The 15,457-nt window shown below is 72.9% G+C and carries 14 protein-coding genes; 9 read left to right on the top strand and 5 right to left on the bottom strand.

Annotated features, from left to right (window positions below; all coding sequences use genetic code 11):
* The first annotated feature begins 71 nt into the window (after nt 1-71).
* Complete coding sequence (locus CP973_RS27765) at nt 72-926, top strand: nitrilase-related carbon-nitrogen hydrolase (RefSeq protein ID WP_125044185.1); 855 nt, start codon at nt 72-74, stop codon at nt 924-926.
* The gene (locus CP973_RS27760) at nt 923-2,272 is read left to right on the top strand and encodes an aspartate aminotransferase family protein (protein WP_150246657.1); all 1,350 of its coding nucleotides are present in this window, start codon (nt 923-925) and stop codon (nt 2,270-2,272) included. Before CP973_RS27765 ends, CP973_RS27760 begins: the two co-directional genes overlap by 4 nt.
* 121 nt (nt 2,273-2,393) lie before the next feature.
* Here CP973_RS27760 and CP973_RS27755 read toward each other — a convergent pair whose 3' ends face one another.
* A complete protein-coding gene (locus tag CP973_RS27755; protein WP_150246656.1) occupies nt 2,394-2,597 on the bottom strand; it encodes a cold-shock protein in 204 nt (67 codons plus the stop codon).
* Between the two features lie 263 nt (nt 2,598-2,860).
* Entirely contained in the window at nt 2,861-3,916 is a 1,056-nt protein-coding gene (locus CP973_RS27750; protein WP_150246655.1) for an NAD(P)-dependent alcohol dehydrogenase, read from the bottom strand.
* A gap of 146 nt (nt 3,917-4,062) precedes the next feature.
* On the opposite strand from CP973_RS27750, the gene CP973_RS27745 reads away from it, so the two are divergent.
* Both CP973_RS27745 and CP973_RS27740 read left to right on the top strand, forming a co-directional pair.
* Nucleotides 4,063-4,938 (top strand): helix-turn-helix domain-containing protein, encoded by an 876-nt coding sequence (locus CP973_RS27745; protein ID WP_150246654.1) that lies wholly within the window; start codon nt 4,063-4,065, stop codon nt 4,936-4,938.
* A gap of 244 nt (nt 4,939-5,182) precedes the next feature.
* Entirely contained in the window at nt 5,183-5,764 is a 582-nt protein-coding gene (locus CP973_RS27740) for a TerD family protein (protein ID WP_150246653.1), read from the top strand.
* A gap of 61 nt (nt 5,765-5,825) precedes the next feature.
* On the opposite strand, the gene CP973_RS27735 is transcribed toward CP973_RS27740, so the two are convergent.
* The gene (locus CP973_RS27735) at nt 5,826-6,404 is read right to left on the bottom strand and encodes a TerD family protein (protein ID WP_150246652.1); all 579 of its coding nucleotides are present in this window, start codon (nt 6,402-6,404) and stop codon (nt 5,826-5,828) included.
* Between the two features lie 359 nt (nt 6,405-6,763).
* Here CP973_RS27735 and hydA point away from each other — a divergent pair, with 359 nt between their 5' ends.
* From hydA to CP973_RS27715, 4 genes are all read left to right on the top strand, one after another.
* Nucleotides 6,764-8,170, top strand: a complete 1,407-nt coding sequence (hydA, locus tag CP973_RS27730; protein ID WP_150246651.1) for a dihydropyrimidinase — start codon at nt 6,764-6,766, stop codon at nt 8,168-8,170.
* Nucleotides 8,171-8,181: 11 nt separating this feature from the next.
* The gene (locus CP973_RS27725; RefSeq protein ID WP_150246650.1) at nt 8,182-9,183 is read left to right on the top strand and encodes a TIGR03842 family LLM class F420-dependent oxidoreductase; all 1,002 of its coding nucleotides are present in this window, start codon (nt 8,182-8,184) and stop codon (nt 9,181-9,183) included.
* A gap of 27 nt (nt 9,184-9,210) precedes the next feature.
* A complete protein-coding gene (locus CP973_RS27720; protein ID WP_150246649.1) occupies nt 9,211-10,317 on the top strand; it encodes an NAD(P)/FAD-dependent oxidoreductase in 1,107 nt (368 codons plus the stop codon).
* 204 nt (nt 10,318-10,521) lie between these two features.
* Entirely contained in the window at nt 10,522-11,175 is a 654-nt protein-coding gene (locus tag CP973_RS27715) for a DEAD/DEAH box helicase family protein (RefSeq protein WP_150246648.1), read from the top strand.
* Between the two features lie 157 nt (nt 11,176-11,332).
* On the opposite strand, the gene lplAB is transcribed toward CP973_RS27715, so the two are convergent.
* Complete coding sequence (lplAB, locus tag CP973_RS27710) at nt 11,333-12,400, bottom strand: lipoate-protein ligase LplAB (protein WP_150246647.1); 1,068 nt, start codon at nt 12,398-12,400, stop codon at nt 11,333-11,335.
* 131 nt (nt 12,401-12,531) lie between these two features.
* Nucleotides 12,532-13,299 (bottom strand): SIR2 family NAD-dependent protein deacylase, encoded by a 768-nt coding sequence (locus CP973_RS27705; protein WP_150246646.1) that lies wholly within the window; start codon nt 13,297-13,299, stop codon nt 12,532-12,534.
* Nucleotides 13,300-13,541: 242 nt separating this feature from the next.
* Between CP973_RS27705 and CP973_RS27700 the strand changes: the two genes are divergently transcribed.
* On the top strand, nt 13,542-15,386 hold the full coding sequence (locus CP973_RS27700) for a gamma-glutamyltransferase family protein (RefSeq protein ID WP_150246645.1): 1,845 nt from the start codon (nt 13,542-13,544) through the stop codon (nt 15,384-15,386).
* Nucleotides 15,387-15,457 lie beyond the last annotated feature (71 nt).

Below are 15,457 nucleotides of genomic sequence, written 5' to 3'. Positions count from 1 at the left end.
GGGCCTACGGTCGCTCCACACGCGTAGATCCGCATGGCCCGCTGGCCGACGGCTCGACGAAGGAGCAGCTCATGGCCGATGTTGTCCGTAACGTCGTACGCGCCGCACTGGTTCAGGCGTCCTGGACCGGCGACACCGAATCGATGATCGCGAAGCACGAGGAACACGCCAGGGCGGCGGCCGCGCAGGGCGCGCAGGTGATCGGCTTCCAAGAGGTCTTCAACGCCCCGTACTTCTGCCAGGTCCAGGAGCCGGAGCACTACCGCTGGGCCGAGCCGGTGCCGGACGGTCCCACCACGCGCCGGATGCAGGAGCTGGCCCGGGAGACCGGCATGGTGATCGTGGTGCCGGTCTTCGAGGTCGAGCAGTCCGGTTTCTACTACAACACCGCGGCCGTCATCGACGCCGACGGCACCGTGCTCGGCACCTACCGCAAGCACCACATCCCGCAGGTCAAGGGCTTCTGGGAGAAGTACTACTTCAAGCCGGGCAACCTGGGCTGGCCGGTCTTCGACACCGCCGTCGGCCGGATCGGCGTCTACATCTGCTACGACCGGCACTTCCCCGAGGGCTGGCGCCAGCTGGGCCTGAACGGCGCCCAGCTCGTCTACAACCCGTCCGCCACCTCCCGCGGCCTGTCCGCCTACCTGTGGCAGCTGGAGCAGCCCGCCGCCGCGGTCGCCAACGAGTACTTCGTCGCGGCGATCAACCGGGTCGGCGTCGAGGAGTACGGCGACAACGACTTCTACGGGACGAGCTACTTCGTCGACCCGCGCGGACAGTTCGTCGGCGACGTCGCCAGCGACACCAAGGAGGAGCTGGTCGTCCGCGACCTGGACTTCGGCCTGATCGACGAGGTGCGGCAGCAGTGGGCCTTCTACCGGGACCGCCGGCCCGACGCGTACGAGGGGCTGGTCCGGCCGTGACGGCCCCGGACGCCGGACGGGACGCCGGACCGGGCCCCACCGGTCTGCACGCCCGGCACCGCGCCGTGCTGCCCGACTGGCTCACGCCGCTGTACGAGCGGCCCATCGAGCTGACGCACGGCGAGGGCCGCCACGTCCGGGACGCCGACGGCAACCGCTACCTGGACTTCTTCGGCGGCATCCTCACCACCATGACCGCCCACGCGCTGCCCGAGGTCACCAAGGCGGTCGCCGAGCAGGCCGGCCGCATCCTGCACACCTCGACGCAGTACCTGTCCCGGCCCATGGTCGATCTGGCGGAGCGGATCGCGGCGCTCTCCGGCATCCCCGACGCGCGGGTCTTCTTCACCACGTCCGGTACGGAGGCGAACGACACCGCGCTCCTGCTGGCGACGGTCCACCGGCGCTCCAACCAGATCCTGGCGATGCGCAACAGCTACCACGGCCGGTCCTTCTCGGCCATCGGCGTCACGGGCAACGCCGGCTGGTCACCGACCGGCCTGTCCCCGCTCCAGACGCTGTACGTCCACGGGGGCGTGCGTACCCGCGGCCCGTACGCGGCGCTGTCCGACGCCGCGTACATCGACGCCTGCGTCGCCGACCTGGAGGACCTGATCGGCCAGACGGCGGGCGTCGCGGCGCTGATCGCGGAGCCGGTGCAGGGCGTCGGCGGCTTCACCTCGCCGCCCGACGGGCTGTACGCGGCCTTCCGCGAGGTGCTCGACCGGCACGGCATCCTGTGGATCTCGGACGAGGTGCAGACCGGCTGGGGCCGGACCGGCGACCACTTCTGGGGCTGGCAGGCGCACGCCCGGAACGGCCCGCCGGACCTGCTGACCTTCGCCAAGGGGATCGGCAACGGCATGTCCGTCGGCGGCGTCGTCGCCCGCGCCGAGGTGATGAACTGCCTCGGCGCCAACTCGATCTCCACGTTCGGCGGCAGCCCGGTCACCATGGCGGCGGCCCTGGCCAACCTCGACCACCTGCTGGCGCACGACCTCCAGGGGAACGCCCGGCGCGTCGGCGGTCTGCTCATCGAGCGGCTGCGGGCGGCCTGCGCGGGGCTCACGGCCGTACGGGAAGTGCGCGGACGCGGCCTGATGATCGGCGTCGAACTGGCCGTCCCCGGCACCGACGAGCCGTCGCCGCGGGCGGCGACGCTCGCCCTGGAGGCCGCCCGCGAGCGCGGCCTGCTGATCGGCAAGGGCGGCCTGACGGGCTCCGTCCTGCGCATCGCGCCGTCGCTGTCGCTGACGGTCGAGGAGGCGGAGACGGGGGCGGACATCCTCGCGGAGGCGCTGCGGGTGGCGGAGCGGGACATGGCGTCCGGCCGGGCGGCGCCGTAGGACACGCGCGCGCCCCGGACCGGCATGCGCACGGGCCCGGACCGGCACGAGCCGGAACGCCACCCGATCGGGCGTTCCGGCTCGTGCCGCCTGCCGTCGCGCCGTCCGGCGCCCGGCCGGTTCAGGCGAGGGTGATGTTCTCCGCCTGCGGGCCCTTGTGGCCCTGCGTGACGTCGAAGGTGACCTTCTGGCCTTCCTGCAGCTCACGGAAGCCCTGGGCCTGGATGTTCGAGTAGTGCGCGAAGACGTCGGCGCCGCCGCCGTCCTGCTCGATGAAGCCGAAGCCCTTTTCGGAGTTGAACCACTTCACGGTGCCGGTTGCCATGTCTCTATCCTTCGATCGAGGCAGTTGAGGATTCCGCACGGCGCGGTCTCCAGGGTCGCCGCAATTGAGCCCATCCGGATGTGACCGGCAGAAACAAAAGGCGCCCGACGGTCACATCCCGTCAGGCGCACATGACGTTCATGGGTACCAAAACTGCAACTGGAGCGACCGTAGCATGCAATCCGTCGCCGTACCGGTACCGACCGTGACCTCCGGGTGTCGCCCGTGTGGCGGCACCCGGGGTCCCGGGCCGGGACGCGCCGTCAGATCGTCGCGGTGTCGATCACGAAGCGGTAGCGGACGTCGCTGGCGAGCACCCGCTCGTACGCCTCGTTGATCCGGTCGGCGGAGATCACCTCGATCTCCGAGGTCAGCCCGTGCGTACCGCAGAAGTCCAGCATCTCCTGGGTCTCCTGGAGGCCGCCGATCAGCGAACCGGCCAGCGAGCGGCGGTTGCCGATCAGGGCGAACGGGGCGACCGGCAGCGGGTGCTCCGGCGCGCCGAGCTGGACGAGGGTGCCGTCGGTGCGCAGCAGGCCCAGGTAGGCGTTCAGGTCGAGCTGCGCGGAGACGGTGTTGACGATCAGGTCGAAGCTGCTCGCCAGCTCCTCGAAGGTCGCCGGGTCGGACGTGGCGTGGTAGTGGTCGGCGCCGAGCCGCAGGCCGTCGTCCTTCTTGCGCAGCGACTGGCTCAGTACGGTGACCTCCGCGCCCATCGCGTGCGCGATCTTGACGCCCATGTGGCCGAGGCCGCCCAGGCCCACGATGGCGACCTTCTTGCCGGGGCCGGCCTTCCAGTGCGCCAGCGGCGAGTAGAGGGTGATGCCGGCGCACAGCAGCGGCGCGGCGGCGTCCAGCGGCAGGCTGTCCGGGATGCGCAGCGCGTAGTTCTCGTCGATGACGAGGTGGGTGGAGTAGCCGCCCTGGGTGGCCCGGCCGTCCCGGCCGACGGCGTTGTACGTGCCGACCTGGCCCAGCTCGCCGGTGCAGTACTGCTGGAGGCCGGTCCGGCAGTTCTCGCACTCGCGGCAGGAGTCGACGAAGCAGCCGACGCCGACCCGGTCGCCGACCGCGTACCGGGTCACCTCGGGGCCGACCTCGCTGACCACGCCCGCGATCTCGTGGCCGGGGACGATGGGGAAGTTCCCGCCGTCGCCCCACTCCGCCCGCACGGTGTGGATGTCGGAGTGGCAGATGCCCGCGAACTTGATGTCGATGAGGATGTCGTGCGCGCCCAGCTCCCGGCGCTCGATGGTGGTGCGCTCCAGCGGAGCCTTCGGGGCGGGTGCCGCGTATGCGGGTACAGAGGTGCGGTTCATGCTCTCCAGGGTGGGCTTACATGCCCGGGGCAACCAGTGCCCTGTTGAGCCTATGCTCGGCGTTCCTACCACTGCGAGAACCACCCTGGCCGTACGCTGACGGCCCTCCGCGCCGCCGTCCGGGCGGCGCCCGCCATAATCGAGGGATGGACCAGCGCACCGAACTGAGCGAATTCCTTCGCTCCCGTCGCGCCAGGCTCCGGCCCGAGGACGTCGGTCTCGCCCCGCACGGCGGGCGGCGCAGGGTGCCCGGCCTGCGGCGGGAGGAACTGGCGCAGCTGGCAGGGGTCAGCGTGGCCTATTACATACGGCTCGAACAAGGGCGGGGGCAGAACGTCTCCACCGCGGTGCTGGACTCGATCTCGGACGTGCTGCGGCTGACCCGGGCCGAGCGCTCCCACCTGAACCACCTGGCCAGGCCGGTCTCCCCGCGGCACCGCCGCGCGCTCCGGCCGCAGCGGATACGCCCCGCGTTCCAGGACCTGATCGACGCGATGGACGGTGTCCCCGCGTACGTGGTCGGCCGGCGGCTGGACATCCTCGGCTGGAACCGGCTGGCCTGCGCACTCCTCGGCGACTTCGCCGCGATGCCCGCCGAGGAGCGCAACATGGCCTGGCAGCTCTTCCTCGCCCCGGCGACGCGTGAGCTCTACGCCGACTGGGAGGAGAAGGCGGCGCACGTCGTGGCCCAGCTGCGGCGCGACGTCGGCCGCTTCCCCGACGACCCGAAGCTGCGCGCGCTGGTCGGCGAGCTGTCCGGGAAAAGCGCGGACTTCCGGCGGATCTGGGCGGCCCACGACGTCCAGGACAAGGGGTTCGGCCGCAAGCGGCTGACGCACCCGCTGGTGGGGACGCTCTCGCTGGCGTACGAGACGCTCAGCCTGCCGGCCGATCCGGACCAGCAGCTGATCACCTACCACGCCGAGCCCGGGACCGGTTCGGCGCGGGCGCTGCGCCGGCTGGCGCGGTGGTCCGCGGAGCCGGACGCGCCCCGGGCCGAGCAGGCGGCCGCGGCGCGGTGAAAGGCCGCGACGCGGTCTGTTGTGCGCGCGCCCGGCTGGGTACCGTACGACGTGGGCCCCGCTGTGAGCATTCCGGCGGGGCCCGCCAGGTATTCGGCCGGGCATCCGTCCGGTTTCCGCCCCACGGCCTCGCGCTTTTACTTCGCCATTACCTCTACAGTGCTGTAGATTTGCGATTCCCGGCCGGTGGCGGCGGCCGCCGCCCTGCCCGGGGCATGCCATCCCGACGCAGGAGTGACAGCACATGACCGTGAACCTGGACAAGGGTCAGAAGATCAGTCTGAGCAAGTCCGGCGGGGGCGAACTCAGCGTGGTCCGCATGGGCCTGGGCTGGCAGGCCGCCGCCCGCAAGGGCTTTCTCGCCAAGCTGATGGCCCGCGAGATCGACCTGGACGCCTCCGCCGTGCTGTTCGCCGGCCAGGAGCCCGTCGACGTCGTCTTCTTCCAGCACCTGATCAGCGACGACGGTTCCGTACGGCACACCGGGGACAACCTGGTGGGCGGCGCGGGGCAGGGCGGCGACGACGAGGTGATCTACGTCGACCTCCAGCGGGTGCCCGCCCGCGTCGACCAGATCGTCTTCACGGTGAACTCCTTCACCGGACAGACCTTCGCCGAGGTGCAGAACGCGTTCTGCCGCCTGGTCGACGAGAGCACCGGCCAGGAGCTGGCCCGCTACACCCTCACCGGCGGCGGCCAGTACACCGCGCAGATCATGGCGAAGGTGCGCCGGTCCGGCGGCGGCTGGGAGATGGCCGCCATCGGCGAGCCCGCGAACGGCCGCACCTTCCAGGACCTGATGCCGGCCATCGCCTCGCACCTGTAGGCGGGGCGGGCGGGGCCTCAAGGGCGCGCCCCCGTCGGGGCGCGCCCTTTCGCGTACCGGGTCAGCCGACGTTGACGCCGTAGTCGGAGGCGATGCCGGCCAGCCCGGACGCGTAGCCCTGGCCGATGGCGCGGAACTTCCACTCGCCGCCGCGCCGGTAGAGCGCCCCGAAGACCATCGCCGTCTCGCCGGCGGCGTCGTACGACAGCTCGTAGCGGCACATCTCACGGCCCGTCAGGTTGTCCACGACGCGGATGTACGCGTCCTCCACCTGGCCGAAATTCTGCCCGCGCGCCTCGGCGTCGTAGATGGAGACGGTGAAGACGACCTGGCCCGTCCGCTCGCCGAGGCGGTCCAGGTCGACCAGGATCTGCTCGTCGTCGCCGTCGCCCTCGCCGGTGAGGTTGTCGCCGGTGTGCCGGACCGCGCCGTCCGGGCTGGCCAGGTTGTTGTAGAAGACGAAGTGCGCGTCGGACAGGACGCGCTGGTCGGGGCCGCAGACGACCGCCGAGGCGTCCAGGTCGAAGTCCGCGCCGCCGGTGGGCCGGGCGTCCCAGCCCAGGCCGACGGTGACGTCCGCGAGGGGAGTGCCGTCCTGGTTGAGGACGACGTTCTGGCCCTTGCTGAGGCTGACGCCCATGGTGCTGTGTCTCCTGTTGCGTGTGTGCGGTGCGGTCTGATCGCGGTGCGAGGTGACGGGTTGTCCCCGTCCGGGCAACGCGGCGGCCCGTACCAAGGTTCCCGGATTGCGCAAGCAATGAAGTTTTACGGGCGGCGGCCGGGCGCGCCCCGCCGGTTCCCGCTGAACCGTGGTCATGGTGTTGCCACGGTGGGTGACATGCTTCTACGGTCAGCTGCACGGCCGCGTTCTACGGGTGTAGACCGGCCGTGACGCGGCGTCACCCGGGACGCGCCGCCCGGCCGGCCGACCACGCCGGGCCGTGTCCCTTCCGGCGCCGCCGAGCACCTGTGCTGTGTGTGGAAGGGAGAGCCGGAAGCATGAGCCGAACAGTCATCCGCGGCGGTCTGGTCGTCACCGCCGCCGATGAGATCCACGCCGATGTCCTGGTGGAGGACGGCAGGATCGCCGCCCTCGCCGCGCACGGCACGACCACCGCCGACAGCTGGGCCGAGGGCGCCGACCGCACCATCGACGCCACCGGCAAGTACGTCATCCCGGGCGGCGTGGACGCCCACACCCACATGGACTTCCCGTTCGGCGGGACGTCCTCCTCCGACACCTTCGAGACCGGCACCCGGGCCGCGGCCTGGGGCGGTACGACCACCATCGTCGACTTCGCCGTCCAGACCCGCGGCCGGGCGCTGCGCGAGGGCCTGGACACCTGGCACGCCAAGGCCGATGCCCGATGCGCCGTCGACTACGCCTTCCACATGATCCTCTCCGATGTGAACGAGCACGCGCTCAAGGAGCTGGACCTGCTGGTCGAGGAGGGCGTCACCTCCTTCAAGCTGTTCACCGCCTACCCGGGCGTCTTCTACAGCGACGACGGCCAGATCCTGCGCGCCATGCAGCGTTCGGCGGGCAACGGCGGGCTGGTCATGATGCACGCCGAGAACGGCATCGCGATCGACGTCCTGGTCGAACAGGCCCTGGCGGAAGGGCGCACCGGCCCGCGCTACCACGGCGAGGTGCGCAGGGAGCTGCTGGAGGCCGAGGCCACCCACCGTACGATCCAGCTCGCCCGGGTCGCCGGCGCGCCGCTGTACGTCGTGCACGTCTCGGCCGAGGAGGCCGTCGCCGAGCTGGCGCAGGCGCGCGACAAGGGCCTGAACGTCTTCGGCGAGACCTGCCCGCAGTATCTGTTCCTGTCCACCGACAACCTGGCCGAGCCGGACTTCGAGGGCGCCAAGTACGTGTGCAGCACGCCGCTGCGGCCGCGCGAGCACCAGGCCGCGCTGTGGCGCGGGCTGCGCACCAACGACCTCCAGGTGGTCTCCACCGACCACTGCCCGTTCTGCTTCAAGGGCCAGAAGGAGCTGGGCCGCGGCGACTTCTCCAAGATCCCCAACGGGCTGCCGGGCGTCGAGCACCGGATGGACCTGCTCCACCAGGGCGTGGTGGACGGGCACATCGGCCGCCGCCGCTGGATCGAGATCGCCTGCGCCACACCGGCCCGGATGTTCGGCCTCTACCCGAAGAAGGGCACCATCGCGCCCGGCTCCGACGCCGACATCGTCATCTACGACCCGGCCGCCGAGCAGGTCATCTCGGCCGCCACCCACCACATGAACGTCGACTACTCGGCGTACGAGGGACGCACCGTCACCGGCCGCGTGGAGACCGTCCTCTCGCGCGGCGAGACCGTCATCGACCGGCGGCGGTACACCGGGCGCGCGGGCCACGGCCAGTACACCCCGCGCGGCACCTGCCAGTACCTGAACTGAAGGAGGGCCAGATGGACTTCGGAGTCGTCCTGCAAACCGACCCGCCCGCGTCCGACGTCGTCACCACCATGCGCCGCGCCGAGCGGCAGGGCTTCCGCTACGGCTGGACCTTCGACTCCTCCGTCCTGTGGCAGGAGCCGTTCGTCATCTACAGCCGCATCCTGGAACACACCGAACGGCTCATCGTCGGCCCGATGGTCACCAACCCCTCCACCCGCACCCCGGAGGTCACCGCCTCCACCTTCGCCACCCTCAACGACATGTACGGCAACCGCACCGTCTGCGGCATCGGGCGCGGCGACTCGGCGATGCGGGTGGCCGGCCGGCCCCCCAACACCCTCGCCCGCCTCGGCGAGTCGATCCGGGTGATCCGCGACCTCGCGGAGGGCCGGGAGACCGAGGTGGGCGGCCACCCGCTGCGCATCCCGTGGGTGCGCGACGGGCGGCTGCCGGTGTGGATGGCCGCGTACGGGCCCAAAGCCCTGAAGATGACCGGGGAGCTGGCCGACGGGTTCATCCTCCAGCTGGCCGACCCGTTCCTGACGGAGTGGATGGTCAAGGCGGTGCGCGACGCCGCGGTGGCGGCCGGCCGCGACCCGTCCGACGTGAAGATCTGCGTCGCCGCGCCCGCCTACGTGGGCGACGACCTCGCCCACGCCCGCGAGCAGTGCCGGTGGTTCGGCGGCATGGTCGGCAACCACGTCGCGGACCTGGTCAAGCGGTACGGCGAGCACTCCGGCATGGTGCCCGAGGCGCTCACCTCGTACATCAAGGAGCGCGCGGGCTACGACTACGCCCACCACGGCCGCTCCGGCAACCCGGACACCGCGTTCGTGCCGGACGAGATCGTGGACCGCTTCTGCCTGCTCGGGCCGCCCGGGGCGCAGCTGGAGAAGCTGCGCCGGCTGCGGGAGCTGGGCGTCGACCAGTTCGCGCTGTACGCGATGCACGACGCGCGGGACGCCACCATCGACGCCTACGGCGAACGGATCATTCCGGAGTTCGCGGGCTGAGAGCCCGCCGGGGGAGGGGAGACGGTCATGCGCGTCGCCGTGATCGGTGCGGGCATCGTCGGAGCGAGCACCGCCTGGCACGCGGCCGGGCTGGGCGCGGACGTCGTGCTGGCCGGCCGGGCCCAGCCCGGCGAGGCGACCGCGGCCGGCGCGGGCATCGTCTGCCCCTGGCCTTCCGCGAACGACGACCCGGACTGGTTCCGGGCCGCCTCGGAAGGGGCGCGGTACCACCCCGGCCTGGTCGCCGAACTGGCCGAGGCGGGCGAGCGCGGCATCGGCCACCGCGCCGTCGGCGCGCTCGCCCTGGCCGCCGACGACGCGGACCTGCACCGCATCCGGCGGCGCGTACTGGAACGGCGGCGCGACGCCGCGGACACCGGAGAGGTGGAGCTCCTCGACGAGTCCGCGGCCCGCGCGCTGTTCCCGCCGCTCGCGCCCGGCCTGCGGGCCGTACGGATAGCGGCCGGCGCCCGCGTCGACGGCGGCCGGCTGCGCGACGCGCTGCTGCGGCAGGCGCGGTGGCGGGGCGCGGACCTACGCTCCGGGCGCGCGGCACTGGTCCGTACGGGTGACCGCGTCACCGGCATCGAGGTGGACGGCGAGCGCGTCACCGCGGACGCGGTCGTCGTCGCGGCCGGGGCCTGGGCGCCGGAACTGCTGGCGCCGGTGGGGGTCACCGTACGGATCGCGCCGCAGCGCGGACAGATCGCGCACCTGTCGCTGCCCGGCACGGACACCGGGCACTGGCCCGTCGTCATGCCCCGCGCCACCGGGCACTACCTCGTACCGTTCGACGGCTCGCGGATCGTGGCGGGCGCCACCCGCGAGGACGGCACCGGCTTCGACCACCGGGTGACGGCCGGCGGACTGGCCGAGGTGCTGGCCGAGGCCCTGGCGGTCGCGCCCGGCCTGGCGGACGCCACCCACCTGGAGACGCGCGTCGGCTTCCGTCCCGTCGGCCCGGACACCCGTCCGCTGCTCGGCCCGGTCCCGGGCCTGGACGGCCTGGTCGTCGCCGACGGCCTCGGGCCGACCGGGCTGACCATCGGCCCGTGGGCGGGGCGGATCGCCGCGCTGCTGGCCACGGGCGCAAACCCGGGGCTCGACCTGCGGGCGTACGATCCGGTGCGCTGACCGGCGCACGGTTCCGACGGGGGCGCACACGACGCGCGGAGGCGCGCGGGGGCGCGCATCGACTCACCCGTCCCTGCCAACTCTTTGCCCACTCCTGATGCTCCTCATACGAGGTGGCCTTGGAGCCCGGCGGCCGATGCGAGGACCATGGACCGTATGAGGCGCCCACCCTTGGAGACGACCCATCCCGGTACCACCCTCCGCATGGCGGCCGCTTCGGCCGGCCGGCTCTCCCACGTACGGTGGATCGCCGGCGGCACCGGAGCGGGCAAGAGCACCCTGGCGATAATCCTGGCGCGGCGCCACGGCGCCGTCATCTACCGCGGTGACCTGGCCCAGCACACCTGGCTGCCGCGCTGCTCACCCCGGCAGCACCCGAACTTCCACGCGGCCCGCCACGAGCCGCCCGGCTCCTTGTGGGACGGCCGCCCCGACGAGGCGTGCGGATTCGCGCAGCGCGTGGTCGCCGAAACCTTCGCCTTCGAGGTCGAGGACCTGCTCGCGATGCCCACCGACCGGCCCGTCCTGGTCGACTGGTTCGGCAACCTGCCGAGCCAGCTCGCGCCCCTGCTCACCCGCCCCGACCAGGCCGTCTTCCTGCTGCCCACCCCGGAGTTCCGGCTAGCGGCCCTGCGTTCCCGGCCCAGCGTCCCGGTGCGCTCCCTGGTCGGCTGGGGCAGCCGGGCCCCGGAGGCCACGCTGGCCAAGCGGCTGGCCCGGGACGAGCTGTGGGACGCGGAGGTCCGCCGCCAGGCGGCCGTCCACGGGAACACGGTCATCACCATGGACGGCACCCGGCCGGCCACCGACCTCGCGGACGAGGTCGCGGAGCGCTTCCGGCTGGGGACGGCGGCATAGGCGTACGGGCCCCGAGGCGCGGTCCGCGGGGCCGTCGGAGCCGATGGGCCCACGGGGTCCGCGCGAGGCGTGGCCACGGAACCCGCGCGGCACGTGAATCCGCGCGAGGCGTGGCCACGGAACCCGCGCGGTCCGCGTAAATCCGCGCGACGCGTGGCTACGGAACCCGCGCCGTCCACTCCTGCGAACCGAACTTGCCGTCCGCCAGCTCCCGGGCCCGTTCCATCTCCTCCGGGGAGACCGCCCCGTCGCTACCGCCGTACCGCGCGCGGAACGAGCCGATCATCCGCTCGATGACCTCGGCACGCGGCAGCCCGGTCTGCCGGCGCAGCGGGTCCACCCGCTTCTTCGCGCTGCGGGTGCCCTTGTCCGACAGCTTCTCCTTGCCGATGCGCAGCACCTCGACCATCTTGTCCGCGTCGATGTCGTACGACATGGTCACGTGGTGCAGCACCGCCCCGTCGCCCGCCACCATGCGCTTCTGCGCGGCCCCGGCGATCTTCCCGGCGTCGGTGGCGATGTCGTTGAGCGGCTTGTACCAGGCGTTGATCCCCATGTCGCCGAGGGCGGTCAGCACCCAGTCGTCCAGATAGGCGTAGCTCTCGGCGAAGGTCAGCCCCTGCACGAGCGAGGCGGGCACGCAGAGGGAGTAGGTGATGGTGTTGCCGGGCTCCACGAACATCGCCCCGCCGCCGCTGATCCGCCGCACCACCGTCACGCCGTGCCGCGCGGCGCCCTCCGGGTCCACCTCGTTGGCCAGCGACTGGAAGCTGCCGATGATGACCGCCGGGCGGTCCCACTCCCACACCCGCAGCGTCGGCGGCCGCCGCCCGGCGGCCACCTCGGCGGTCAGCACCTCGTCCAACGCCATGTGCAGCTCGGGCGGTTGCGGCGCCTCGTGGATGATCTGCCAGTCGAAGTCCGTCCAGTCGGTGGCCTGCGCGACCGCGCGGCGCACCGCGATGCCGACGGCCTCCGAGGTGAACCCGAACAGCACCGTGCCGGGCGGCAGCGCCGCGTCGATCCGGGCCGCCAGTCCGCGTGCGTCGGTGTCGGCGGGCGCGCCCTCCAGAGCCGTGTTGATGGCTCCGAGCGCCTCGTCCGGCTCCAGGAAGAAGTCCCCCGCCACCCGCACGTCGCGCAGCGCGCCGCCCGCCACATCGAGGTCGACGACCACCAGCTTGCCGCCCGGCACCTTGTACTCACCGTGGTGCTTGCCCTGCACGGCGCATCCTCCCGCTGTCCTGTTCCGGCGCGCGGCCCGGTGGCCGGCAGCCGGGTCAACCGTAGCGCTGCCGGTTTCATTTCCGGCAAAGGGGGCGGTTCGGGGCCGGACAGGCCAGGGGGCGGGACGGCTCAGGGAGCCAGGGTGGCGAGGAGGCCGGGGAGGGCGGTGCCGATGGGGGTACGGATCGTCTCGGCGGCCAGCTCGTCGTACGGGGTGGGCTCGGCGTTCATGATGATCAGCCGGGCGCCGTGCTCGGCGGCCAGCCCCGCGAGCGAGGCGGCGGGCTGCACCTGGAGGCTCGTCCCCACCGCGATGAAGACATCGGCGGCCTTGGCGACGCTCATGGCCGCACCGAGCACCTCGGGGTCGAGGCGTTCGCCGAACATGACGGTGGCCGACTTCAGGATGCCGCCACAGCCGGTGCACGCCAGGTCCGGGTCGCCCGCGGCCACCCGCTCCAGGGCCTCGGACATCGGCGACCGGGCGTGGCAGCCGGTGCAGACCACGGAGCGGGCCGTGCCGTGCAGCTCCAGCACCTTGCGGTCGGGTACGCCCGCGAGCTGGTGCAGCCCGTCGACGTTCTGCGTGATGACACGGACCGGCACGCCGGACCGCTCCAGCCGGGCGATCGCCTCGTGCGCCGCGTTCGGCCGGGCCCGCAGGGCGGGGCCGTCCTGCCGCATCCGCCAGGAACGGCGCCGGATCTCCGGATCGTTCATGTAGTACTCGTACGTCACCAGCTTCTCGGCCTCCGGGTCCTGCCGCCACAGCCCGTTCGGGCCGCGGTAGTCCGGGATGCCGGAGTCGGTGGAGATGCCGGCGCCGCTGAGGATCGCCACCAGGGGGCGTCGCGCGGCGTCGTGGGGCGGGGGGCTGGCGGGGGCCGTACCGGTCATGGTCCGAGCGTAGGCGCGGGGCGGCCGGGGCGGCGAACGGATTTGCGAAGGCCCGTGGTCCCGCCGATGTGATCAGGACGTGCCCGCGCACGGGCATTGCGGGCGCTCCGGCGGGGGAGGGAGCGGACAGGAGACCGCCCGACGTCCGTACGCGTCCGGGATGCCGGTAGACCGTCCGACGTCCGTACGCGTCCGAGGTGCCGGTTACGCGTTGAGACGTCCATATGCATGTGAGGAGCCCCGTGTTCACCACCCGCCCCACCCTTCAGGGAACCTTCGGCATGGCCGCGACCACCCACTGGCTGGCCTCGCAGTCCGCGATGGGTGTGCTGGAGGACGGCGGCAACGCCTTCGACGCGGCGGTGGCCGCCGGGTTCGTGCTGCACGTCGTGGAGCCGCATCTGAACGGGCCGGCGGGCGAGGTGCCGGTCGTCCTCGCGCCCGCGGGCGGGCCGGTGCGGGTGCTGTGCGGGCAGGGCCCGGCGCCCGCCGGGGCGAGCATCGACCACTACACCTCGCTGGGGCTCGACCTGGTGCCCGGCACGGGGCCGCTCGCCGCCGCCGTCCCCGGCGCGTTCGACGCGTGGATGCTGCTGCTCCGCGATCACGGCACCAAGACGCTGCGGGAGGTGCTGAAGTACGCCGTCGGATACGCGGAGCACGGGCACCCGGCGGTCGAGCGGGTGGGCCAGACGGTGGCGACGGTCCGGGAGCTGTTCGAGACGGAGTGGATATCGTCCGCCGAGATCTATCTGCCGGACGGGCGGCCGGTCGCGCCCGGCGGGCTGCTCAGGAACCGGCCGCTGGCGGCCACCTGGCGCCGCCTGATCAGTGAGGCCGAGGCCGCGTCGGCGGACCGGGAGGCGCAGACCGACGCCGCCCGGCGGATCTGGCGCGAGGGCTTCATCGGCGAGGCGCTGGCCGCGTTCGCCGCCCGGCCCGCCATGGACACCTCCGGCGAGCGGCACGCGGGCACGCTGACGGGCGACGACCTCGCGGCCTTCTCCGCGACGTACGAGGACCCGGTCACGTACGACTGGAACGGGTGGACGGTGGCGAAGGCGGGGGGCTGGTCGCAGGGGCCGGTGCTGCTCCAGCAGCTGGCTCTGCTGCCGCCGGAGCTGCCCGAGTACGGGGGCCCCGAGTATGTGCACCTGCTGGTCGAAGGGTGCAAGCTCGCCATGGCCGACCGTGAGGCCTGGTACGGCGACGCGGCCGAGGTGCCGCTCGGGACGCTGCTGAGCGAGGACTACAACGCGGCGCGGCGGGCCCTGATCGGCGAACACGCCTCGTACGAGCTGCGGCCCGGCAGCCCGGACGGCCGTACGCCACGGCTGAGCAAGCACGCCTCGGCCGTCGCGGCGGGAGCGGACGCCGCCGACGCGCAGGGCGCCGCCGGTGCGGGCGAGCCGACGACGGCGACGGCGGAAACCCCCGGCGCCGCGCCCGCCATCGCGCCCGAGGTGGACCGGAGCGGCGCCACGCGCGGCGACACCTGCCACATCGACATCGTCGACCGCTGGGGCAACATGGTCTCCGCGACGCCCTCCGGCGGCTGGCTCCAGTCCAACCCGGTGGTCCCGGCGCTCGGCTTCCCGCTCGGTACGCGCCTTCAGATGGCCTGGCTGGAGGAGGGGCTGCCCAACTCGCTCACCCCGGGGCGCCGCCCGCGCACCACCCTCACGCCCTCGCTCGCGCTGCGCGACGGGGTTCCGGTGATGGCGTTCGGTACGCCCGGCGGCGACCAGCAGGATCAGTGGCAGCTGCACTTCCTGCTGGCCGTGACGCTGCGCGCGCCGGTGCGCGGCGGTCTCGACCTCCAGGGCGCCATCGACGCGCCGAACTGGCACAACGACTCCTTCCCCGGCTCGTTCTTCCCGCGTGCCATGCGGCCGGGCGGCGTCACGGTCGAGTCGCGGACCGGTGCGCAGGTGATCGCGGAGCTGCGGCGGCGCGGGCACCGGGTGACCGTGGGCGACGCCTGGTCGGAGGGGCGGCTGTCGGCGGTGGCGCGGGACCCGGAGACGGGGGTGCTGTCGGCGGCGGCGAACCCGCGGGGGATGCAGGGCTACGCGGTCGGGCGGTAGGCGGTGCGCACGCCCCGGGGCCCGGCCGCCCGGCATCCGGAGTTCACCTCCTGTCCAGGCCCCGTGTCAGT

It is taken from the genome of Streptomyces albofaciens JCM 4342, assembly GCF_008634025.1.
GTDB lineage: Bacteria > Actinomycetota > Actinomycetes > Streptomycetales > Streptomycetaceae > Streptomyces > Streptomyces albofaciens.
Note: the sequence above shows the minus strand (reverse complement) of the source record. Positions and strands in the feature narration are given on the sequence as shown.